Below are 22,932 nucleotides of genomic sequence, written 5' to 3'. Positions count from 1 at the left end.
ACCTGAAAAATAAAAAAAGCCGCCATTTGGCGACTTCTGAGTAAATAAATAGTTATCATTCTGATATGTGATCAGCGGACAACAGGCTACTCTCCCTCTGAATATATAAATACATAATTACTCCCATCCGACTTCTCTTCTGAAAAAACAAAGTCTAACCGATCAAAGTTTCTAATATCCTTCACATCTGTAATCTTACGCTCTGCCATATATCGTACCATCTCACCTCTGGCCATTTTAGCCCGGGTTGCCTTTTCAACAAGCTTCCCATCAACCATTTGTCCGAACATACAAGTGATCAACCGGGTTTCCTCCTTCAGGAAAGGTGTAATGTTTTTGCTATACTCTTTGGAAGCCAAATTCAGGATACAGTCGCTTTCCGATTGAAGCTGATCTGCCAATTTGCTGCCCCAGAATTGATAGAGTGACTTGAAACCTGGACCTTGCAGCTTTCCCTGCATCTCCAACCGATAAGGGGTAACCCCATCCAAAGGCCGTAACATGCCATAAAAACCGGATAATATGCGTAAATGCTCCTGAAGATACGCCAGTTCCTCATTTTGAAAAACACCTGGCGCCATATACTGATACTGAATACCCTCATAGGCATAGATGGCTGGGGTAAGATTTTCTTTTATATTCATATTCCGAATCCGCTCCACGTTCTGTTCGGCGATTGCATCGTTACACTTCCACATTGCTTTGAGTTCGTCATAGGTTAACTTTTGAAGCAAACTGAGTAGCTGTTCTGACTCTTTTATAAACTGCGGCATCTGCGCAATAGCCATAAGATCGGTATCGATCTTCATCTTTTTAGCTGGTGATATAATAATTCTCATCGTGCTGATCCATCCTTAATCTACCGTTGTTTTTGTCGTTATTCATTGTACAGGATTGGACAGGTGAATCCAATGTCTAGGCTTAACTAAATCCCTCATGTTTCCTTTGAAAAGACTCAAAAATGAACAAGTCAGCCCACGATTGGACTGGCTTGTTCATTAGAATTCAACAGATTAAATTGTTGAAAAAGTAAGGCGTGCATTTCAAACTGCTATTAGGGAGATACGCTCCCCGCGCCGCTATTTTGCTCTACTTTAGTAGTAGGTAATTGAATCATTGGCGTATTTGACCCACTTACATATGGAAGGGCTCCATCCCATTTCTTGATGGTTTCATATTCAACGAGTTGACTCGATAATGATTGTTGGAGCTCTTTATTGGCTTTAGCTTGACCCTCTGCTTCAATCAATAGTTTGTCTGCATTACCTTGCGCTTCCACGCGCTTACGTTCTGCTTCTTTCTTGGCGATCTCAAGTTCAGTCGTTTTACGTTCCAGTTCTTGAGAGGCTTCAACACGCTTATCGATTGCTTCCTGAGTCTTAGCATCAGGTTGAGGAACACCTACGGTAACGTTAGATACAATAAAGCCTAACTCTTTAACGTCATCAGAAAAACGTTGTTGGACATCCACTCCTGCTTCGGATGACTTCTCACCATAAACATCAATGACTGTAAACTTGGAAATACCTTTACGAGCTGCGTCACGGAAACGTGTTTTGAGATATGTATCCTCAATTTCTTGAATGCTAATTGGCCCAAATGTATTGAAAATAGAAGATACTTTACTTGGTTCTACTTGGTAGTTGTAAGCAAAATCAATTGTGATGTTTTTCCCGTCAGAAGTGGCAATCTGAATATCTCTGTATTCAACCGTTTGAATTCGGATCGGATATTTCGTTACTTTATCAAACGCTCCAACGAGTTTCCATCCTTGACTCAGTGTACTATCTTTTACGCCTCCATTGGGTGAATAAACGACCCCAACATATCCATTAGGAATTCGTGTTAAAAAGAAAGTCACCAGTAACACTCCCACAATAATAACCAAGGCAACCGTGATCGCCCCTACCCTAAAAGTCTTTGAATTTTTCATCATCATTCTCCTCTTGTTTGAATTTATTATATTTCTTCAGAATTCTACTTCCTATTTTATTGAATAGCGGGATCATTAATGCCCATAGAATAAATGCTAGGATAAAGATTAAAATGATTCCCCCAATAAATGGCATATTCGTCCTCCCCTCTATGGATGTAACCGAGTACAAATTTATAAATAGCAACTAATTATATCCTCCTTTATATATACTTTGTAAAATCGTATTCGGTTTCAAGGATATTCCGACACCATTCCAATATTCTTCACCGCTGTCAATTGAAAAAGAGGGACATAATAATACGGAAGCTTTCCCCAATCCCCTCGCCTGCACAATCAAAATATAAAAGAAACCCCGGTAGCACGTCTGCATTCAGCAGCGTACAGCCGAGGTTCATCATTATCATTTCAAATAATACATTATTTATCTCTACTTAAACTCACCTTGTAAAATCATGCTGCCCAATCGTCAGCAACGTTGGTCTGCTCTTACTCCACAACGAAGTGGCAATTTTCGGATTATAATAATAGAGCGCTCCGTGTGTCGGGTCGGTGCCATTTAAGGCTTTACGAGCTGCCTGATAGGAAGTCTGGGTTGGTTTTGTATTAAACTGACCATCGTCTATGGCCGTGAACTGCCCTTTTTGGAAAATTACTTTCGGAATTGATGACGGGAATGCATTTGAATGCACTCGGTTCAAGACAACCGCGCCAACAGCAACCTGTCCTTCAAAGGATTCTCCGCGTGCTTCCCCATGGATCAGCTTTGCGAGCTGGCGTAGCGTATTACCTTGGGCTGCAGCCTTCTTGTTCAGTCTTTTCAGTGTTGCTGGACCTGCAATTCCATCCGCACTCAACCCTTGAGCCTGCTGAAACTTACGGACAGCCCCTTTGGTAATAGAACCGTAATATCCGGTCAGTCCAGCTTTAAAATACCCCAGTTCGCTTAGTTGCTCCTGCAATTGAAGAACATGTTCACCGCGAACGCCTTGTTCCAGCTTCTGCGCCCCGGCAGACGGAGCTGCCATCGTAAGTCCAAGAACCATCGCGAAGGCACCGAGAAGCACACTGACTCGTCCTGCTCTTTTGCCAGCCTTTCTCCCCCTGCGATGGGTGACTTTTCGGCTGACGTTAATAGGTTCCATGTGGTCAGTGCTTGTGTGCAAATCATGTAGATCAAGCCTCTCATCCCCGCTATCTAATCTAAACTCTTCATCAAGGCTGTAGATATAGCTCGTCATCTTCATCTGGTTCATTTCTTTCATCTCTCTAACTGGAGTAAGATCAATCACATCATATCTCCCGTTTATCTCACTCATCCTATCGTTGCCATTATAGCTGTACATCACATTCATCCCGGCATTCTCTATCACACGTATCCGTTCACACACGCTATTCTGTCTACTCATCATTTGCTTTTCATTCATTTTATTCTTCTCATTCATCATATTCTTTTCAATCATTTCATACGTTTGATCCATTTCATTAATGTTCTTCATGATTAGATTAACCTCCACTTTTCTGAATCCAGATCCCACTTCTTCCCCCTGAATCCTCACGGCCCTACATCCCGAGTGTCATTATAGGATATAGAAAAAGTGACGTCTATCGGACCGATGGCGCAGGCGAAAATCCACTCCACACACAGCAAAAAGAGGCATGAGCCCATGGTCACGCCATGGTCATGCCTCTTCTTGTATCAACCTTCTGCCGCTTGTCCAGCCCATTATAGGCGTAGGCAGGCAGACCCGCACAAAAGTTGCGTTGTATTTATTGACATTTATTCTGCAAGTTCCAGACCCTTGGTTTCCCGGCCCAGGAACAGCACAGCCGCTGCCCCAATAAGGATGGTCACGAAGAAAATCGTGAAAATCAGGCTGATTGCAACCTCACGCTGAACCAGCATACCAACCATTAATGGAGCAAGCACGCCCCCAATCCGGCCTACCGATGTGGCAAGACCCACACCTGTTGAACGAACGGAAGTGGGGTACAATTCCGGACTATACGCGTATAGACCGCCCCAAGCTCCCAGATTGAAAAAGGAAAGACAGATACCTGCGGTCAGAATCGTCGCTTCCGTTGTTGCCAGTCCAAAAGCAATCGCACTTACTGCTGTCAATGTAAGATAAACGACAAGTACAAATTTGCGGCCAAACCGCTCAATGAAGTACGCCGCTGTGAAGTAACCTGGCAGCTGTGCGATCGTCATAATCAGCACGTACTGGAAGCTTTTGACCAGCGTAAAGCCTTTTGCCATAACAACCGACGGCAACCAGAGGAACATACCATAATAAGAGAAAATGACGGTAAACCACAAGATCCAGAGCATCAACGTTGTACGGCGATGAGGTGCTGACCATACCGTCGCAACCTTTTCGCGGAACGTGATTTTCTTAATCTTGGTATTGTTCTTGTAACGAGGCGGGTCCTGAATGGCACGGCGCAGATACAGCGCATAGAACGCTGGAACGGCACCAATGGCAAAAGCAATTCTCCAGCCATATTCCGGGATAACAAAGTTGGCAATGAGTGCCGATACAATCCAGCCACCTGCCCAGAAACTCTCCAGCAGTACAACTGCACGTCCACGTTCTGCCGTAGGCATCGACTCCGATACCAACGTAGATGCTACGGGCAGCTCCCCGCCAAGGCCAATACCTGCAATCAGACGCAGTACACACAATACGGCGAATCCGGTCGCCAATGCTGACAGGCCACTAGCAATCGTAAATACCAGCAGGGTCCACATCAAAATTGCCTTTCGGCCGAAACGGTCCGCAAGTGCCCCCGCAAGCAATGCACCTAGCGCCATACCGATGGAGTTGATACTCGTAAGCACCCCGACTTGTCCGGGACTGAGACTCCATTCCTTGGCGAGTGCAGCCACGATGAAGGAAATCATGCCGACTTCCATTGCATCAAACAGCCAGCTCATGCCGGCACTGAACAGCAGCTTGCGCTGCTTGGGATTCCGCAATACTTCCAGTTTGCTCATGTCTTATAGCTCCCTTGATCTCTATGTAGTCATTCTGACACTAAACCATTATTATGCAGAATGATCCAGAAATCAATGTAAAATACGCATATCCGTTGATCTTCTTCCCATACCTTACCCCTTGAGTGAACCCGCTGTCAGTCCTGCTACAAAATAACGCTGAAGCAGAATGAACAGCACGATCATCGGAATGGCTGTTACCAGCACACCAGTGAGCATCATCGGATAGTTCGTCACGTATTCCCCGCGGAACTGCATGAGTGCGAGTGGTAACGTTAGCTTGGACTTACTGCTGAGCATTAGCATCGGAATGAGCAAGTCATTCCAGACCATCACGAGCAGGAACGTGGCTGTAGCTGCCAGAGAAGGTGCAGCGAGTGGTAGCGCAATTCGTGTATAGAGCCTCCACTCGCTTGCTCCATCCATACTGCCCGCTTCCAGTATTTCCGCATTCAGCATACGCATAAAACCCGTCAGCATAAATACGGAGACCGGCATTAACATCGCGGCTGATACTACAATGAGTCCTGTCAGACTGTCCGACCACCCAAGCGTACGCGTCAGAGAATAGATCGGCAGCATGCTCACTTGGGAAGGAACGATTAGACCTGCAACAAACAAAGCAAACACAATTTTGCCCACGCTGCCACCCCAGCGGACAATGGCATACGCAATCATGCTGCTGAGCAATAACTCAATCGCAACCGTGCCCAGCGTCACGACCAGACTGTTCCCGAAATACTGCCACATCGGCTGATTGCGAAACATGCCAGTGAGATTATCCCACGTAAACGGGTCCGGCCAGCTAAATGGACTGATGAAGAAGTTGCTGCTGGTTTTGAACGATGACACAAATACAAAGTACAGCGGCACAAGAATTAACAGGGCGTACACCAATAGGATCAGTCGATTGAACCATTTTAAAACCATAGGAACCCCCTCCCTTCTTCTTTAAGTCTTTTAGGTCTGCTCAGGCATCGTTCTCATTCAAGTTTTCTGCCCTAAAGTCATTTCAACGTAATGAAATCCGGAACTCGTTCAATAATTCGTTTAACAATTAGAATACTCACGACTCACCTATTCACGAACATATCAATCCGTCCAATCGTTAATAGCTTACCCGGTCGGCACGCAGCGCCTTGAACTGCAATAACGTCAGCAAAGCGAGCAGAACCAGGAAGATCATCGAACCCGCAGAAGCGAGGCCAAATGAATAGCTGCCAAAGGCGGTGTGATAGATATATGTCGTCAAAATTTCAGTAGCGTAGTTCGGTCCTCCGTCTGTCATGGTGAAAATGAGATCAAAAGCCTTGAAGGATTGAATCGTGGTATAGGCCACTACAATCGTTGCCGAAGGTGCAAGCAGCGGCCAGGTCACGGTACGAAATACCTGCCATTTGCTGCCGCCATCCATACGTGCTGCTTCATACAGCTCCGCGGGAATGCCTTGCAGACCTGCGATAAACACGATCATCATCTGCCCGGCGTGTGCCCAGACCTGTACAGCGGCAATCGAGTAGATGGCGATCTTCGGATCACCAATCCAGTTGTGGGCGATGCTCCCCATACCTGCCTCGTTCAAACCATAGTTAATGAGTCCGATGGAAGGATCGTACATAAATGCCCAGATCAAACCCACCGATACGGAGGACAGAATTGCCGGCAGAAAATAGAGCGCCCGGAGCGCGATGCGTGTCTTGGTGTTACGTACCAAAAGCAGCGCCAGAACAAGTGAAATAAAGGTTTGCGCAATGACAACCGTTAACATGAACTCGACGTTGTTGCCAAAGGCTTTGCGAAATACGATGCTGCTGAGACTGTCCTTGTAATTATCCAGCCCTACAAATGCATACGACGGGGATACCCCGTCCCAATCCGTAAAGGAGTAGAACAGCCCCGTCAATGTAGGAAATACGAACAGTGCAACGTACAGCAGCAACCCGGGTAACAAAAACAGGGATAGCTGAATACGGTTCTTCATTGTTTATTTCCCGATATGCTGATCAATGATCGCCTGTGCCTGCTGCGCTGCTTCTTCAGGAGAAGTGCCGCTCAGTACAGCCTGAATGGAGTTGGTTACTGCTTTCTGATTATCTCCGTTCAGGATAGTGAACCGTGGCTGGAACACGGTCTTTTTGCTCGCCCAATCTCCAGCAACCTGGAGCTCAGGTGTATCGTACTTCACATCATTCACTGTTACATTCTGTCCCGTCTGGTTCGCATATTCGCCAGCCACTTCCGGATTGCTCAGGAATTCGATGAACTTCTTCGCTTCTTCGGGGTGTTTGGACTTGCTGTTCACCGCAAGCATAAATGTCGTGGTATGAACGCCTTCATACTTCGCCTGATCGGCACTCACCGTAATCGGTGCAAGCAGCTTCTGCTCCAGATTCGGGTTCTGCTGTTTGTTCTGAGCCAGCTGATAAGATCCGCTTGCCAGCATGGCTGCTTTCTCCTGGATAAAGAGTGCTCCCGCTGCCGGGTCTTTCGTTCCCAGTGCGTCCTGCTGGAAGTATCCTTTGTCGTTCAGTTCTTTGATCTGGGTTAATGTTTTCACCCAAAACTCATCCGTCAGTTTGGCCTCTCCGGCTTCCACTTTGGTAAAAATGTCGTCACTTGGTGCATTGTTCATCACCATCGTATTCATGAATTGGCCCGGACCAATATCCGCTCCAGCAAATGCAATCGGAATAATGCCGTTGTCTTTCAGCGTCTGGCAGAGTGCCAAGAAGCCTTCCCAATCCGTCGGTGGTGTCAGTCCATATTTTTCAAACAGCTTCACATTATAGATTGGATCGTTGTATACGAGTTGATAGGGAATTGCATATTGCTTGCCATCGTGCTGGCCTGCTTCAATCAGCTTTGAATTGTAGGCCGACAGAAACGATGACCCGGTCAGATCGGTGAACAATCCGGCTTTGGTGAAGGCTTCGAACTGTGCACCAGGGAAGGAAGCAAATACATCTCCAACTGAACCGTCACTGATTTTGGATTGTACAGTGGATTGATATTGATCTGAAGGAAGAGTCTGCATTTCCACATGGATGTTCGGATTTTCCTTTTCAAACGCATCAATCGTCTTGTTCAATGCTTCCACATCCTCTCCACGCCAGTGCATGAAGCTGATCGTTACTTTGCCCGAACCGGAGGAATCGTTCCCTCCTGATGCCGCGTTATCCTCGGCGCCGCAGGCAGACAGCAGGATGGACATCACCAGCATACTGACAAGGGGAAGGATATATTTTTGTTTTTTTCTCATGAAAAAAGACCTCCTGAAGGATGTTATATAAGTTAAACAATGATTTTACACTGAACCACTACGCGGTCAGAATCATCTTCCAATCGCTGTTATCCCCAGATTTTTTTAAAATCACTTAATTAAAGGTGGAAATCCGGGGATAGCGTATGCTTCCGATGTAGCTTTCTTTCAGAAAGCTTTCAGGCGAACGCTACGCTTCTCCAGATTTTTTCTGTCCTCTTCGTTACCGTGTAAAAAAAGTTTCACTTATTTAGTTGGTAGTAACTGAATGCTTCTTCTGTCTTGTTTTCCACTTCTCACGAATGATGGGCATAACCGTGCGGCCGAAAATTTCGGCTTCTTCCAAATGCGGGTACCCAGATAATATAAATGTGGTCACGCCCAGATCTCCATATTCCATCAATCGTTCTGCGACCTGTTCCGCTGTACCGACAATGAGGATCGCTCCGCCTGAACGAACAACGGATAACCCTGTCCACAGGTTTGGCCCTACAACGAACTGCTGTTTCTCGGACAGCTCCCGCAGCTCATTCTGTCTGCGTTGGTTGGTTGCATCCGTCTCTGCGAAGGCTGCTTTGGCTTTTTCGATGGCCTCTGGTGGGACTTTGCTAATAATCTCCCAAGCCGCCGCCCATGCTTCTTCTTCCGTATCCCGGATGAGTACTTGTGCCCGCATGCCGTAACGCAACTGGCGATCTTGTCCGGTTTCCTCTTTGATCTGTTCGCGAATGACTTCAATTTCTTCGATCTGCTCCTGAATCCAGTCATGAGGCTCTCCCCACATGAGGAATGTATCTGCGTGTTCAACAGCGACCCGTTTGGCAATCGGTGAACTTCCACCCAGGTAGAACGGCGGATACGGCTTTTGCACCGTTTCAGGCATGCCTACCGGACCTTTGAAATTGTAATACTTACCATTAAACTCCGATTTGTCTTCGGATGCTTCCTGATTCGACTGAGCACCACTTCCAGCAAACTCGGTCAGATTGAGCCCGGCCGATTGTGTCCATGAACGCTTCATCACTTCCATGTACTCGCTCGCCCGTTCATAACGTTCATCATGGGCATGAGCCAGTGGATCTCCCAGTTCCTCCAAATCCCGAACCGAGCTGCCTGTCACCACATTGATCATGGCACGACCGCCAGACAGTTGATCCAGTGCCGCTCCCATTCGTGCCGCCAATACAGGGGTGACCAGACCTGGGCGAATGGCCACAAGCGGACGCAGTGTTTTCGTGTGACTCATGACAGCCGAACCCACAACCCACGCATCCAGACAGGCTCCACCTGTCGGAATCAATACAAATTCAAAACCTGCCGTCTCCGCTGTCTGCGCCACTTGAACCAAATAATCCAGGCTCGGTTCCCGCTCCGGGGCAACCCCTACATATTTTCCGTCTCCTGCTGTAGGCAAAAACCAACCAAACTTCATCTCTTCCTGTTCGCTCACGCAAGTCAATCCCTTCTATAAATAAAGTCTCATGTTAAAAATAAGATCGGTGTTGTGCACATTGGTCGTTCCGGTTACGAATCGTTCTTTCGATCACTGTTATCTCCAGATTTTTTTGATTCCCTTTTCAAAGGGGAAAATCCGGAGATAAAGGTGAACGCGTTGCTTCTTCAGAATCGATTTCGTCCCCTTCACTACGTTCGCACTCGTTAAACCTTATTTTTAAAGTACGCCTAATTTCTAATCATTTTATAAGTACGTACACTCCCAAATGCCGATTAATTAACTTGGTTTAATAGGTATGGACATCATAACAATTGATTTGTCTGTGATCAATGTCATTTCGCGGTAATTTTATTTTGTCATTTTGTGGTGAATTCACAGGAATAGGTCTTCTCGATCTTGAATATTTACAAAACCCACCTGTATAATAGGTTATAAGAGAAACTTTCAGGGATTACAAACTATACTTATATTAAAGAGGTGTTCCTGATGATCGAGAGCATGAAGGAGGACCACCACGAGTTTTTGGATATTATTTTTTTTACTCCGTCTGAATTCGAGAAAGCCGGGGGAGCATGGCCGATTCGAATCGGTCGTAATATAGCCAAGAGCAACTATCATATCGGCCCTCGAACGACCCCTTTTCATTATTTGATTTTTGTTCTGGAGGGCGAGGGAACTTTCATACAGAACGGTCATCGTTATTCCCTGCGTGCCCGTGATGCATTCTGCCTGTATCCACAGGTTACCCATGAGTACTGGTCTGACCCAAAGGAATCTTTGCACAAAATTTTCATTGCCTTTGATGGAAAACATGCGGCTGAACTTTTGGCACGAATCGGGCTTACTCCAGACGCGCCGCATCGTTCAGGTGTACTCACGCCGGAGACGGCAAGTGGCATGCGTGCTTTTATGGAAGAGGTTCGCAAACCTCAGGGAGGCGCAAGCGACCTGGGACGACTTACCCGTTTTCTCGGATTGTTTGACCGGATTGCCAAATCCCCTGCTACCCGAGTGCTTCAACCAGACTCTGCCACACCCTGGCTGCAAAAGGGCAAGGAGTACATGGATATTCACTTTGCCGGCGGCATTACCGTGGAAGGTGTATCTTCTCACGCTGGCGTGGATCGGACCCATTTTGCCAAACAATTCCGTAAAGCCTACGGCCTGTCTCCTGTCCAGTATATTCAACGTCTCAAAATGAATCAGGCCAAACGGCTGCTTGTTCAGACCCCGTTAACGTTAACTGAAGTAGCGCATTCGGTGGGTTACCCTGATCTGTTTTCTTTCTCCAAAGCGTTCAAAAAGCAGGTGGGTCTGCCACCCAACAGATATCGAACCGCCGAGAACAATAAAAGCTGATTTGTCGCCAGCCGCATGCTAACGAATAGCAAAAAAGGCAAGCCTCCTTGATCGGAGACTTGCCTTTTCCTCATTACATATTACAGTGCTCTTTCTTAAACTGCATATACCTAATATATACACCCGCTACTTCTTCTCCTCGCTCTTTCGAGCCAGCGGAATTCCGTTTTCCTTTGCATACCATGCCTCATAATGATGCACTGCGACACCTGCAAAGGAGGAATGAGAAGCGCCGAGATCAAACACTTTCTTCATTTCTTCGTCCATATTAGTGATGGATTTGCTGAAAAAGGTTAGATGATCACCCTCATGCGTATCGGCCAGCTCGGCTCCAACCCATACCTTCTTGCCAAGCTCATCCGCTTCTTCCAGCTCTTCCTTGGACAGATCATACATCTGCTGACCACTATCCCGATAAGCCATAATAGCTACCGCATCAAAGTGATCAATCACCCAGCGGCTGAATGTACCTCCGCCTTCTGCCGACTCGCGTGCATCCAGCCAGAAAGGGATCGCGGCGCTCATGTATAGTCCGGCATCCTTACCAGCTTTGGTCCAGGCCTTCATGTTGTCGCTCCACTCCGCAATAACGCTATTCTGCTCGTTCTCCCAGCGTTTTAGCTGATAAGGCTCAACATCCAGCTGAATTCCCTCAAAGCGTTCATTTTTGGCCGAAGCTGCATTATATGCCCGTACTTTTTCAATAAACGCAAGTCCCTCTTCCCGCTTCTCCGTATAGGCCCAGTCTGCATGACCGTTAAGGGCATGCACTTTGATCTCAGCCTGCCTCGCAGCCGCGATGAATTTGCGGTATGTCGCATCGGGTACCTCATCCTGAATTTGCAGGAAAATGGTATCCACACCCTGCGCTTTGGAGAAGGAGATAATCTCAGGCGTCTGCTCTGCAATAATGGAAGCGTCCCACAGCCAGGTCGCCTTATGTTCCTCATGTGAAAACCATTTGAGTAGCCAGGGCAGAAGAAGCAGGCAGAACAGCAGGGCCAAGATGGCCCATTTTGCCTTCACCGTCAGTTTGCCCCACTTGTTCGTTATATTCCTCAGACGAGCAACGCTTCACTTGGCTCAAGCACAGGGTGCTGTACCGAATGACCAATCTTGTAAATGTGCGGATGTGAATACGTTTTGAACGCATTACGTGTATCCAGAATTGGCACACCCATCTCGGCAATATCAAAGTAAGGCAAATCGCTGTGGTTGGTGATCAGCACGATGCAATCGTACTTCTTGAACTGCTCCAGATTGAACGCTTCGCTATAAACCGTCTCGCCATGTTTGTCCCGGAACGATTCAGCATGTGGATCATAATAGCTGACATTGGCTCCACCTTCCTTGAACTGTTCATAGATTTCCAGTCCTGGAGATTCACGCAAATCGGCAATATTTGGCTTATACGACATACCAAGCAACAGAATGTTGGATTTACGTACCGATTTTGCGTACTCATTCAGAATGGTTGATGTTTTGTTCAGTACATAATATGGCATATTGTCATTGGTGGATTGCGCCAGCTCAATGAACTTGCTGTAGAAACGGAATCCTTTAGCCTTCCAGGACAGGTACATCGGATCAAGCGGGATGCAGTGACCGCCGATGCCAGGGCCCGGATAGAAAGGCATGAATCCAAACGGCTTCGTCGCAGCTGCGTCGATAACTTCCCAGATATCGATGCCCATACGGTCACACATCATGGCCATTTCATTAACAAAGGCAATGTTGACGCTGCGGAACGTATTTTCCAGCAGTTTGGACATTTCTGCCACTTTTGGTGAAGATACAGGTACAACCGTTTCAACGTATTTACTGTACAACGCTGTTCCCAGCTTGAGGCAAGCTTCAGTTGTGCCCCCGATTACTTTTGGTGTATTAAAAGTAGTGAATCGTCCGTTGGACGGGTCCACACGTTCAGGCGAGAAGCACAAGAAGTAGTCTTTACCTGCTTCGTGTCCGATTTTGTCCAGCTCATCCTGGATCAGTTCTTCCGTTGTACCCGGATAAGTAGTGCTCTCCAGTGTAATTAGCATGCCTGGTTTCATGTGCAGTTTAATCTGATCCACCACTGTCTCGATATAAGACGTATCTGGGTCCTGATTTTCACTAAGTGGTGTAGGTACACAGATGCTCAACGCGTCGATCACGCGCAGCATGCTGTAATCCGTTGTAGGCTGGAAGCGGCCGCTTTGCATCACTTTTTTCAATTCATCGGACGAAATATCGTGAATATAGGAATCTCCCTGATAGATGCTCTCCACTTTGGATGCATCCAGATCAATCCCGATTACCGTGAAACCCTGATTGACCATTTCCACCGCAAGTGGTAATCCTACGTAACCGAGCCCGACCACGCCGAGCACCGCTTCTTTATTTTCGATCGCATTCAGTAATGTGTGGAATTGTTGATTCTCCATGATATTCCCTCCGGGCAGTGTATTTGTTTGGTTGATTGACGAATCCATTTGATAGATGTTTGTCTGTAGATGTACTTGTTTGTCTAATAAAGATTAATGAAGGATAGCTGTTTCTCTTCGCTTTGCTATGTGGTTGCGTTTAATGCAGGCAACGCCTGATTCGGGCATCCAGTTCCACAGGTGAGAACGGTTTGGTCATATAATCATCGACTCCGCTGCGGAAGCATTGACTGATCGTTTGTTCCACACGCTGTTCCGTCAATACGACGATTTTGGGCGGCTGAGCCACATCCAGGTTCTGGATATGTTGAATGAACGGCAGGCCATCAATGCCATATAGGTTCAATTCGGTCAGTACCAGGTCAGGTGTGATTTTCTCAATCAATTCCAGTGCAGCCAGTCCATCCACCGCTTCATAGGTTTCGTACCCCTGCATCTTCAGACGCAATTGCAGAAACTCGCGTACCGTCGGATCGTTATCCACAATCAAAATTCGTTCCGGCTCGTCTGCCGTCTTGTCCAGCGTGTAGATATGAATCTCCGACGGGTCTACCAGCTTGGCGGACTCAGCCATATGTTGAATGGTTGCCTTTGAAGGACGTTCACCTGCCGGGAAACTTGCCAGCGTGATTTGTGGATCGGCACCAGGTACCGTCTCCTGCAATTCATGCTTGATGCGAAGCCCTTCATAATGAACCTCATCCAGTGTCAACCCTGGCAGCAGGACAGCAATCGCCTGTGTGGCTCCATCCTTCCAAACCTGAAATGCAGACTCACTGGTCTGTTCCAGATGTGTCCTGACCTGCTGCTCCGGCTGAGACTGCCCTGCACAATGGATGAACATTAAGCCGCATGTTTCGGCACCCGTTTCTTTCAATCCCTGTTCTACACTGCGGTACACATTAACGGCAGCCTCACGCTGCAATGTCGCCGTATTTGGCATGTTCTTTTCCACCCTTCTCCCTCGGTTATCTATATTGTTTCTGCTGTATTACTTTGATTACGCTGTGCTTAAGCCACCTCGCTTGTTTTTTCTTCCTCGGACCAGCTCTGGCGTGTCATGGTACCCCATGAGTTGTTGTTTTGCATGAACTGGATATGCCCCTGCAATCTCCACAGCACGCCGAGCTGATGATAGCCGACGAATTTTAGAGCGGAGTAGAACAGCATTTTGACCAGATCCGATAGCTTGTTATACCGCTTGAATGCAATTTCCTCGAGCACAAGGGCTCCCACACTGAGCAGATAACCACTCACAATGTTAAGCGATCCAAAGAGCACAAGTATCGGCCACTGGGTCATATCCATCAGTACATATCCCGTGAGAGCGAGAAGTCCGGTAATGCGGAAATACGGATTCAGCGCTTCAAAAAGGATGTTGTACGGCATGGTCAGCATGCCCATGACTTTATATTTCGGGTTGAACATCATGCCGCGATTCTCGATCATGTTCTTCAGATTTCCACGTCCCCAGCGCTTGCGCTGACTGGACAAGATCCGGTAGGAATCCGGTGCCTGTGTCCAGCACACAGCTTCAGGGCAGAAAGCTACGCGGTATTTCAATTTGTTCTCCAGCATATAACGATGAAGCTTGATGATAATGTTCATGTCTTCACCCGGATAACCGTCCCGGTATCCCCCAACCGCGATAACCGCATCTTTGCGGAACATGCCGAAGGCACCAGAAACGATAATCAGACCATTCATGTGACTCCAGCCGATCCGTCCGCCGAGAAAAGCTTTGAGATACTCGATAGACTGGAACATCGGCCAAATCTTGCGAGGCAGTGAAACGTCCTGCACTGCCCCATTCTCGATTTTGCAGCCGTTAGCTATCCGTACATCCCCGCCAATAGCAACCGTCTCTTCCGGATTCTCCATATACATGCGAGCCATACGAATCAAGGCATCCTTCTCCAGCAAAGAGTCAGCATCGATGGAAGAAATCAACGGATAATGAGACAGATTGATTCCGGCATTGAGGGAATCAGCCTTACCGCCATTTTCCTTGTCAATGACATACAGGTCGGGGAATTCCGGATTGTGGTAGATCCCGCGAATTTTCTGACAGGAAATCTTGCCCCGAATCTTCGTGTTGGGTACCGGCTTTAGACGATATTCTTCCAGCAACACCTTTAAGGTGGTATCACTCGAACCATCATTCACCACGATGACTTCATATGTTGGATAATTCAGCGTCATCAGACAGTTCACATTTTCAATAATCGTCAGTTCCTCGTTATATGCGGGAACCAGCAAGGAAACCGATGGTACCAGCTCCGAGCCTGACAACGTATTGTATTTGGAATAATGCGATCGCCTGAAGATCGTCCAAATGTTACGGAATGATAAGGCCAGAATGGAAAAGTAAAGCGTATTTACGGCAACGACATAATAGATTGCGACCATGCCGTAGATTAATAGTAGATCTCTAAGCAGTGTAATCCCCTCCTACCGCAGCCACACCTGTACGTTTCTTGCTTGTTATCCGGTTCCCACGTACGGGACCGAAGTACCGATCATACAGCAACCTTTTTTTGTTATGTGCAATCATCTGGTCAACGGCTTTGTGGTCTGTTCCTGAGTGCTGCATCGTACTCTCAATCTGCTGCATTGCAATTTCCCGTTCAGCACCTGTGCCCTCCACAGCGGCCTGACACAAGGCTTCAAATCCCGGTTCACCCAGCTTGCCCAGGCTCTCCGCACTGTTATAACGTACTCCCCAATCTTCATCACGCAGCGCTTTGCGCAGCAGTGGAATGCTGCCTGCCGCATGTTTCGAACCGAGCGCCTGCACCACTTCGGCCCGTACCTCCGGGTCCGAATCCTGCATGAGCCTCAGAATGGTCTCGTCCTGAAGTGCCGGACTTGCACTAAGATACAGCTTCACTGCTTCTGCCCGTACATCCTGATGTTCTGCGCCAACGAGTCTGTCGAGTGCAGGCATCACTTCCGGCACAGCTTGTCCCCACATCGCAACCAATCCCACTTTGACAAAGTCAGGATTGCGATCTTCCAGTAGTTCAATCAGAATTCTGCTTGTATCCAGACTGGTTTCGAGCAAAATATCTGCTGCCAGATGATGAATCGATTTTCCTTTGGTCAACAGCAGCGCGAGCATGTCTTTCAGTTCACCCTGACGGGTAGTACATCTTGCGATGGAACGGCCAATCATAATGGCCATCGGGCCAGGCTTTTCATCCTTAAGCAATTCCATCAAGCCTGGAACGGCCTCTGGACAACGCATACCGCCCAAGCGATAAGCCGCATCAATCTGGCGTCCGTAACGAATACGACTCAGTTCCTTCAGATCATGCTCAACAAATCCGGCTTCACGGCAGAGTACAATCAATTTGTTGCGATACTCGCCCTTGAACTGATCAATCCATTCAATAAGTTTGCTCTGGATGACCCGACGCTCAAGTGGGGCCAGCTTCCCAGGTGGCAATCTCAAGGGACTGTCCTCTGTCAACGCCGTCTGCAGATACGTAAAGTAGTCACGCTGCTTTAATTTATAAAACTCAATCTTGCGCCGTTTGCCGTTGTGGGACATTTTCATGGCAAACAGCAGGATTACACCCACAGCGACGAGCGCCGTACAGATGTATAGAAATAGATAAGCCAAAGCCAAATTCGGAAACATGTGAAAAGGTCCTCCTTTATACTCATTTATTCGGTCTGAAAACTTGGAATTTGTTCATACCGTTTCTTCATTTCCTCGTAGCTCAGTTTCAGTCGCTCACTGTACTGTACCTGCTCCCAGGGCTGCCAGCTGTATATAGGCAATGTCTTCACATCCAGTGTCTTCTGTTCACCACCAGGCCAAGAAATATTTCCAGTAGAACGATCCATTAGCCACGGAATCAGGGTCACACCTTTGACTGCGACGGTTTCGAATTCCCGCCCACCTTTCAGCGCTCCATACTTGATCGCTTGCAGTGAACTTGGGTCACCGAATCCAAGCAGCATCCATGGAATACGTATCTCGACCTGATTACCGTTATACTGCCAGGCGGTTAACGAATCGGTATCGGATTGATCTGGAGCTGTTGTTCCCCGTTTCAATGTGCCAACCTTCTCATTCATGAACGGTTGGGCGGACCGGGTATCCGGTGGGGTCATCCGTAAGCTGACCGCCAGGTTCCATGGATGGAATGGATCTGCTGCATTCTCTTGCTCCTCGGGCAGCATCCCATAACCGTCCTTGCCGTAGAGGCGCTGGTTAAAATCATAGTCCTTGGCGATCTCCACTTGTGATTCATCATCCTGCCCCAATGTAATCACTGTTTCGAGTCCATCACTCAGCGTTCGATCCGGAAGTCTCGTACCCGGCTGATTCCCACCATCCAGCGTATCCGTTCCGATGCGCAGCAAGGTCTGGTCTGGATCAAAAGGTTGATCGAGCGTCATGCCAATGTACAGGTAGGCTTCATCATGGGTCATTTTCATTTCCTTGATGCCGTCTACCTTACCTTGCCAGACGGTGACCTCTTCCTTCTTCAGCGCATTCCAGTCATCCAGCCTCCCGTCGATGGTCAGCTGTTCCTGCTTACCGGGGTCCATAGCGAGCAGACCGAACATCTTCTCATTCGTCAGCACGTTCAGCCAGTAGGCACGCCGATCAGCGGGAATTTCGAGCGGCATCGTGTTCCAGGTTTTTTTGAACCACTCATCCTGCCACATGAACAAAATCGCTCCCGCATACCCTTCATCATAAATATCTTGAGTCAGCGATGCGTCGATCTCGCCCTGCTCGGCCTCGTTATGTCCGCCCTGATCCCGACCTCCCATACCCAGATGGGAGATCCCAAGTGAAGACGGTACACCGTACTCTGTAATCATTACAGGCATATCGGAAAACTCGGCTTTGAGCTTGCGCAGATAACTTTTGTACGTGTTGTACTCGCCGTTCTCATCCTTGATCGTCTGGAGTGTCTGGTCCGTATGGAACAAGTCCGGGTAATACGGGTACACATGGTATGCTGCAAAATATCCGCCCTGCCACTCTTCCGGTTGAATATGTCGCGCATCCACACTCACCAAATCCTCTTCAAACAGCGGCTCGCCCGGATGATCCAGCACATCGGTGGTAACCCAATTGGTGAAGGTCATCGGATGCTCCCATCCGTATTTCTTCTCCAACACGGCGGTATAATCCAGCAGCTCTGCCAGCCAATTCTCGAACGGTGATGCATCCTGCGTCCCGGAAAAATGAGCGCCTTTGTACTGCGGCACATCGGGGTGACTCTCATTCGTGTTGTTCACCATCGAAGGGTCCCACTCGGTCCCCACATGCCAAGCCATTAGATATTTCCCGGCATTCGTCTTGTATTTGCCGCTTGACTCTCCCGGTTTATCGGGAATGTCCGCATCCCCATATACAGCCGATACCGCCTTTTCAATCTCCTGCTTGAACGTCTGCTCAATATGGTCAGCATAGGCATCCTGCTTCTCGATCAACTCTTCTTCCGGCGACCATATGCCCTGTATAAAATATAACGGTTGCTCCCGGCCACGGTTATACTCAACCAATGCGTTGTAAAAAATCGGCTCATGTACCGTGTACACCCGGATGACATTGGCCCCCAGATCCTCAATCTGCTGGAACCACTTTAAGTAATCCTCTTTGGTCAACGGAAACTCGCCTGGGTAATGTCCTGGTGATGTTGCGCCCAGGTTCACACCTTTCACGAACATCTCCCGCCATGCACCATCGGGTCCATATTCCATGAACCGGTCTCCATCGGTCTTGAATTTCATCTCCGTGCCATTATCCGCTGTGTACGTAACGAGCTGGGGTTGCATATAGTGCCAGCCGGCAAATATTCCGCCTGTCACTACGGCCGCTCCTGCAAACATCGTTAGCAACCAGCGTCTTCGTCTTCGTCTGCTCATGGCTCTTAATTGCTCACCTCTCTAGTATGCATCCTGCTTCATCTGCGGATCTTAAATGACATGAAGGTCTACGGGAATTCCGCATCGGATGTCCGCTTTGGGTAGAGATGTCAGCGGTGTAGTTCTCACTATAGCTCTAAGTGTCTGCATTTGTAACTAGGCTGATGGAAGCAAACGTGAACTGCAACATTCTGCCCATAATTCGTAAAATGCGCCATCAACTAGCATTCAGGAGCCCTTCTTGCTCTTATGTTCCATGGGCACGAATATATGTCACTTTAACCGTCCTTTGAAGTTCTTCCAGCCTTGCACATCTCTACCCGTTATTGTTATATGCAACGCGGATTGCGATATCTGTTTCCGCTTGAACGCTTACCCCATTAAACGCTAATGATATTTTAAAGTTGCGGACATTTTTACAGTATTAACCATAAAGATTACAAAATTGATACTATAGTCCGATAACGTATCCTCGAAAACCCGCGCCCTATCAAGGTTTTCTGAAAAGTGCAGAAAATGAAAAAAGGACATCAGTCCCCCCCTATAGGACTGTGCCCATTTATATTACTTTTACATAAAGCCCAATGAACACCCGGTCATCACCCGGAAGTCACGGATCTCTTACATGAAATGTAAAAAAATACATCTTATTTCCTAAATTTTGACTCTATTAGGTCCATCCAATATTTGTGTCCAAATTGCAAAATAATTCCGGTTGCCGCATCTGGCATTGTCGGATATGCTTATAAAACAGGAACACTTGTTCCATACTGTAAATAAACTGTAAAATAACGTTGGCTGAATGAACCCCATCGCTGTACAGAAGCAGCCGAATCATGAATAAAAGGAGAGAAGTACTATGCCCCGCAAAGACGGACGTGTCATTATGCTGGCCGATTGCCAGTCATTTTATGCCAGTGTGGAGAAGTCTGCACATCCTGAATACAGAGACCGTCCGCTTGTTGTTGCGGGAGATCCTGCACGCCGTTCAGGCATTATTCTGGCAGCCTGCCCACTTGCCAAGTCCTATGGAATTACTACAGCAGAACGGCTGGGTGAGGCTCTTGCCAAATGCCCCGATGTTGTCGTCATTCGTCCCCGGATGGCCGAATATATTCGTGTTTCCCTACACATTACCCGTATTCTTCAGTCCTATACCGATCTGGTTGAACCGTATAGCATTGACGAACAGTTTCTCGATGTCACCGGAAGTTTAGATCTGTTCGGCAGTCCTGAAACGATTGCCCGCAGCATCCAGGACAGGGTCATGGATGAGACTGGCGTCTATATCCGCGTCGGCATCAGCGACACCAAGGTTGTCAGCAAGATGGCCTGTGATCTGTATGCCAAAAAAGTCCCAGGAGGCATCTATACACTGCCCCGCAAGGACATGCAGACAACGTTGTGGAATAAACCTGTTCGAGACATGTTTATGGTCGGTTCCCGGATGGGGCAGCATCTCTATAAGATGGGGATTCATACGATCGGTGATCTGGCGCAGACTCCATTGTCCCGGCTTAGAGAACGTTGGGGTGTAAATGGTGAGGTATTGTGGCGTATTGCCCGCGGAATCGATGATTCTCCAGTAAAACCCGGGACATATGCTCACCAGCAGCAGGGCATTGGACATCAGATGACATTGCCTCGGGACTATGAATCGTGGGCAGACATCAAGGTGGTGCTGCTCGAACTGGCAGAGCTGGTCAGCCGGCGTTCCCGGGACAAATCGCTCATGGGTAATGTCGTCTCTGTAGGATGCCGGGGGCAGGATTACGATCGTCCAACCGGCTTCTCCCGCCAGATGAAGGTCAATGAACCAACCAATATCACGGATGAAGTGTACGATGCGGCAGCAGCTCTGTTTCTGCGCCATTGGGACGGATTACCCATTCGCCGCATCAGCGTGTCATTGACTGGGCTCATGCCTGATTCCGAAGTACAGCTGTCCTGGTTCGATGACCGCGAACGCAAAAGAGAACTGGAACGTGCCACGGATGACATCAAGCGCAAGTTCGGAGAAACCGCGATCATGCGGGCCTCCTCGCTCTGCTCGTCCGCGCAGGCACAGGACCGTTCTCATAAAATTGGAGGTCACTATAAATGAGTAAAAAATTACAGCAAAACGGGATTTTTGAGTCATCGCGCATGATGCTTCCCGAACATCGGGAAGCCTACATCATTCATCAGGAGCAACTTGCTCCCCGTACCCGTCCATCCCTGGATGCCCAGGCAGCGGAAGAAATGTCCCGTTTACTTAGTAACTCCATGCTGCTTGGGGATGCAGTCACCATCACCCTGTTCCATGAACATGATGATATCCGTTTTACCGGACAGGTGCTCCGATTGGACTCCCCTGCTCGTACCCTTAAGCTGCTGATGGAGAGCGGAACCCGGGACATTCAGATGAATCTTATTACGGATGTGGTACTCGCGAATGAATGATGCGGTTTGGGGTTGCGGGTATACCGGAATAGATGCAGCATGGCCATTGCTATGCAGGACCCTTTTCCTACACATTCTGAACCAAGACTGAAGCAGCCGATAAGCCCATTCCTATTAGACCATGTCGTTCCAAAGAAGCAAAAGGACGGATTGGTGTTTCATCGGCTACTTGGAAGGGTATAGAGATGACTTAATTAGAAGAAACTCCAGTCAAATTCCTTGGAAAGACGCTCAAGCAGATGCACACCTGCAATACTGTTTCCTTTCCGATTCAGAGCCGGACCTACAAGACCGATGCCAAACTGGCCTGGAACCAGAGTCAGAATCCCACCCGACACTCCACTCTTGGCAGGCAACCCGACCTGAATCGCGAATTCGCCTGATGCATTATACATACCGCAGGTAGTCATGAATGTCTTGGCGATCTGTACATAACGACGAGGAATAAGCTCAATCCCGGTGATGGGATCTGTCCCATCATAAGCAAGCACCAGTGCCATACGGGCTAGGTCCGCACAAGTCACCTCGATGGAGCAATGGCGGAAATAGACGGCAAGCACATCTTCGACGTCATCCTTGAGCACACCATTGTGCTTCAGAAAATAACCAAGCGAGCGGTTCAGATGGCCTGTCTCCGATTCGGACTGGTATACCGACTCGTTATAGTCCAGCCGATCATTATTAGCCAGCTTGCGAAAAAATTCCAAAATGCGCCGTGACTTCTCCTCTTTACAATCCCCAGCAATCAGGGACGATACCGTAATCGCGCCCGCATTGATCAATGGATTAAACGGAATGCCCGGTTCGACCAGTTCGAGCTTGATCATGGAATCATAATCATCCCCGGTAGGTTCTTTTCCTACATTAAAGAAGACCGCTTCCTCCCCATGATCCATCAGGGCCAGAATGAGTGTAAATACCTTGGAGATACTTTGCATCGTGAACGGGACACCACAGTCTCCGGCTGATACATGATTGCCTTCGGCGTTCATGATATGTATACCCAGTTCATCCTGTGAAGCCTTGAACAACTCGGGAATATAAGAAGCGACTTTCCCCTGTCCAGTGTGCAGACGGCTGGTCTCCAGCCATTCCGGCAGCAACTGGTTCAGACGTTCCATTGCAGCATTGCTCATCTCCATCTCCTCCAAATCTCTGTATGAG

Annotated in this window: 18 protein-coding genes; 3 read left to right on the top strand and 15 right to left on the bottom strand. The window is 48.0% G+C overall.

From position 1 onward, the window contains the following. Window positions 1-86: 86 nt before the first annotated feature. The 8 genes from yaaA to ACR1R9_RS06180 all read right to left on the bottom strand — a co-directional run bounded on the left by yaaA (window position 87) and on the right by ACR1R9_RS06180 (window position 9,622). Window positions 87-839: a peroxide stress protein YaaA gene (gene yaaA / locus ACR1R9_RS06215; RefSeq protein WP_433921503.1), complete on the bottom strand. Its 753-nt coding sequence runs from the start codon at window positions 837-839 to the stop codon at window positions 87-89. 215 nt (window positions 840-1,054) lie between these two features. Beyond that, entirely contained in the window at window positions 1,055-1,933 is an 879-nt protein-coding gene (locus tag ACR1R9_RS06210; protein ID WP_099858232.1) for a prohibitin family protein, read from the bottom strand. Window positions 1,934-2,373: 440 nt separating this feature from the next. Then, a complete protein-coding gene (locus ACR1R9_RS06205) occupies window positions 2,374-3,432 on the bottom strand; it encodes a cell wall hydrolase (protein ID WP_433921504.1) in 1,059 nt (352 codons plus the stop codon). 281 nt (window positions 3,433-3,713) lie between these two features. Beyond that, complete coding sequence (locus ACR1R9_RS06200; RefSeq protein WP_076288250.1) at window positions 3,714-4,931, bottom strand: MFS transporter; 1,218 nt, start codon at window positions 4,929-4,931, stop codon at window positions 3,714-3,716. A 114-nt stretch (window positions 4,932-5,045) separates the two neighbouring features. Beyond that, on the bottom strand, window positions 5,046-5,861 hold the full coding sequence (locus ACR1R9_RS06195; RefSeq protein ID WP_063565626.1) for a carbohydrate ABC transporter permease: 816 nt from the start codon (window positions 5,859-5,861) through the stop codon (window positions 5,046-5,048). 178 nt (window positions 5,862-6,039) lie between these two features. Then, window positions 6,040-6,912 carry a carbohydrate ABC transporter permease gene (locus ACR1R9_RS06190; RefSeq protein ID WP_175480658.1) on the bottom strand — a complete coding sequence of 291 codons (873 nt, stop codon included), beginning with the start codon at window positions 6,910-6,912 and terminating at the stop codon, window positions 6,040-6,042. A gap of 3 nt (window positions 6,913-6,915) precedes the next feature. Beyond that, window positions 6,916-8,190, bottom strand: a complete 1,275-nt coding sequence (locus ACR1R9_RS06185; RefSeq protein WP_099858234.1) for an ABC transporter substrate-binding protein — start codon at window positions 8,188-8,190, stop codon at window positions 6,916-6,918. A gap of 250 nt (window positions 8,191-8,440) precedes the next feature. Further along, window positions 8,441-9,622: an LLM class flavin-dependent oxidoreductase gene (locus tag ACR1R9_RS06180; RefSeq protein WP_076288312.1), complete on the bottom strand. Its 1,182-nt coding sequence runs from the start codon at window positions 9,620-9,622 to the stop codon at window positions 8,441-8,443. 510 nt (window positions 9,623-10,132) lie between these two features. On the opposite strand from ACR1R9_RS06180, the gene ACR1R9_RS06175 reads away from it, so the two are divergent. After that, window positions 10,133-11,005 (top strand): helix-turn-helix transcriptional regulator, encoded by an 873-nt coding sequence (locus ACR1R9_RS06175; protein WP_063565624.1) that lies wholly within the window; start codon window positions 10,133-10,135, stop codon window positions 11,003-11,005. A 126-nt stretch (window positions 11,006-11,131) separates the two neighbouring features. Here ACR1R9_RS06175 and ACR1R9_RS06170 read toward each other — a convergent pair whose 3' ends face one another. From ACR1R9_RS06170 to ACR1R9_RS06145, 6 genes are all read right to left on the bottom strand, one after another. Continuing rightward, window positions 11,132-12,031 carry a hypothetical protein gene (locus ACR1R9_RS06170; RefSeq protein WP_310853677.1) on the bottom strand — a complete coding sequence of 300 codons (900 nt, stop codon included), beginning with the start codon at window positions 12,029-12,031 and terminating at the stop codon, window positions 11,132-11,134. 32 nt (window positions 12,032-12,063) lie between these two features. Further along, window positions 12,064-13,431: a nucleotide sugar dehydrogenase gene (locus ACR1R9_RS06165; protein ID WP_099858236.1), complete on the bottom strand. Its 1,368-nt coding sequence runs from the start codon at window positions 13,429-13,431 to the stop codon at window positions 12,064-12,066. Window positions 13,432-13,570: 139 nt separating this feature from the next. Next, a complete protein-coding gene (locus ACR1R9_RS06160) occupies window positions 13,571-14,374 on the bottom strand; it encodes a response regulator (RefSeq protein WP_076288246.1) in 804 nt (267 codons plus the stop codon). A 68-nt stretch (window positions 14,375-14,442) separates the two neighbouring features. Then, entirely contained in the window at window positions 14,443-15,840 is a 1,398-nt protein-coding gene (locus ACR1R9_RS06155) for a glycosyltransferase family 2 protein (RefSeq protein ID WP_433921505.1), read from the bottom strand. Window positions 15,841-15,862: 22 nt separating this feature from the next. Continuing rightward, window positions 15,863-17,074, bottom strand: a complete 1,212-nt coding sequence (locus ACR1R9_RS06150; RefSeq protein WP_076288245.1) for a HEAT repeat domain-containing protein — start codon at window positions 17,072-17,074, stop codon at window positions 15,863-15,865. Window positions 17,075-17,100: 26 nt separating this feature from the next. Next, window positions 17,101-19,326 (bottom strand): hypothetical protein, encoded by a 2,226-nt coding sequence (locus ACR1R9_RS06145; RefSeq protein ID WP_099858238.1) that lies wholly within the window; start codon window positions 19,324-19,326, stop codon window positions 17,101-17,103. Window positions 19,327-20,185: 859 nt separating this feature from the next. On the opposite strand from ACR1R9_RS06145, the gene ACR1R9_RS06140 reads away from it, so the two are divergent. Both ACR1R9_RS06140 and ACR1R9_RS06135 read left to right on the top strand, forming a co-directional pair. Continuing rightward, a complete protein-coding gene (locus ACR1R9_RS06140; protein ID WP_433921508.1) occupies window positions 20,186-21,430 on the top strand; it encodes a DNA polymerase IV in 1,245 nt (414 codons plus the stop codon). Then, complete coding sequence (locus ACR1R9_RS06135; RefSeq protein ID WP_076288242.1) at window positions 21,427-21,768, top strand: YolD-like family protein; 342 nt, start codon at window positions 21,427-21,429, stop codon at window positions 21,766-21,768. The genes ACR1R9_RS06140 and ACR1R9_RS06135 overlap by 4 nt, the downstream gene beginning before the upstream one ends. 194 nt (window positions 21,769-21,962) lie before the next feature. Here ACR1R9_RS06135 and glsA read toward each other — a convergent pair whose 3' ends face one another. Next, a complete protein-coding gene (gene glsA, locus ACR1R9_RS06130) occupies window positions 21,963-22,904 on the bottom strand; it encodes a glutaminase A (RefSeq protein WP_076288241.1) in 942 nt (313 codons plus the stop codon). Window positions 22,905-22,932 lie beyond the last annotated feature (28 nt).

Origin of the sequence: Paenibacillus taichungensis, from assembly GCF_050994985.1 — a bacterium.
Lineage (GTDB): Bacteria > Bacillota > Bacilli > Paenibacillales > Paenibacillaceae > Paenibacillus > Paenibacillus taichungensis.
This window is presented reverse-complemented; position numbering and strand designations above follow the sequence as displayed.

What these genes read in the sequence shown, in the direction of transcription:
- yaaA (WP_433921503.1), bottom strand. Translation starts at nt 839, where the DNA reads ATGAGAATTATTATATCACCAGCTAAAAAGATGAAGATCGATACCGAT.
- ACR1R9_RS06210 (WP_099858232.1), bottom strand. Translation starts at nt 1,933, where the DNA reads ATGAAAAATTCAAAGACTTTTAGGGTAGGGGCGATCACGGTTGCCTTG.
- ACR1R9_RS06205 (WP_433921504.1), bottom strand. Translation starts at nt 3,432, where the DNA reads ATGAAGAACATTAATGAAATGGATCAAACGTATGAAATGATTGAAAAG.
- ACR1R9_RS06200 (WP_076288250.1), bottom strand. Translation starts at nt 4,931, where the DNA reads ATGAGCAAACTGGAAGTATTGCGGAATCCCAAGCAGCGCAAGCTGCTG.
- ACR1R9_RS06195 (WP_063565626.1), bottom strand. Translation starts at nt 5,861, where the DNA reads ATGGTTTTAAAATGGTTCAATCGACTGATCCTATTGGTGTACGCCCTG.
- ACR1R9_RS06190 (WP_175480658.1), bottom strand. Translation starts at nt 6,912, where the DNA reads ATGAAGAACCGTATTCAGCTATCCCTGTTTTTGTTACCCGGGTTGCTG.
- ACR1R9_RS06185 (WP_099858234.1), bottom strand. Translation starts at nt 8,190, where the DNA reads ATGAGAAAAAAACAAAAATATATCCTTCCCCTTGTCAGTATGCTGGTG.
- ACR1R9_RS06180 (WP_076288312.1), bottom strand. Translation starts at nt 9,622, where the DNA reads ATGAAGTTTGGTTGGTTTTTGCCTACAGCAGGAGACGGAAAATATGTA.
- ACR1R9_RS06175 (WP_063565624.1), top strand. Translation starts at nt 10,133, where the DNA reads ATGATCGAGAGCATGAAGGAGGACCACCACGAGTTTTTGGATATTATT.
- ACR1R9_RS06165 (WP_099858236.1), bottom strand. Translation starts at nt 13,431, where the DNA reads ATGGAGAATCAACAATTCCACACATTACTGAATGCGATCGAAAATAAA.
- ACR1R9_RS06160 (WP_076288246.1), bottom strand. Translation starts at nt 14,374, where the DNA reads ATGCCAAATACGGCGACATTGCAGCGTGAGGCTGCCGTTAATGTGTAC.
- ACR1R9_RS06155 (WP_433921505.1), bottom strand. Translation starts at nt 15,840, where the DNA reads ATGGTCGCAATCTATTATGTCGTTGCCGTAAATACGCTTTACTTTTCC.
- ACR1R9_RS06150 (WP_076288245.1), bottom strand. Translation starts at nt 17,074, where the DNA reads ATGTTTCCGAATTTGGCTTTGGCTTATCTATTTCTATACATCTGTACG.
- ACR1R9_RS06145 (WP_099858238.1), bottom strand. Translation starts at nt 19,326, where the DNA reads ATGAGCAGACGAAGACGAAGACGCTGGTTGCTAACGATGTTTGCAGGA.
- ACR1R9_RS06140 (WP_433921508.1), top strand. Translation starts at nt 20,186, where the DNA reads ATGCCCCGCAAAGACGGACGTGTCATTATGCTGGCCGATTGCCAGTCA.
- ACR1R9_RS06135 (WP_076288242.1), top strand. Translation starts at nt 21,427, where the DNA reads ATGAGTAAAAAATTACAGCAAAACGGGATTTTTGAGTCATCGCGCATG.
- glsA (WP_076288241.1), bottom strand. Translation starts at nt 22,904, where the DNA reads ATGAGCAATGCTGCAATGGAACGTCTGAACCAGTTGCTGCCGGAATGG.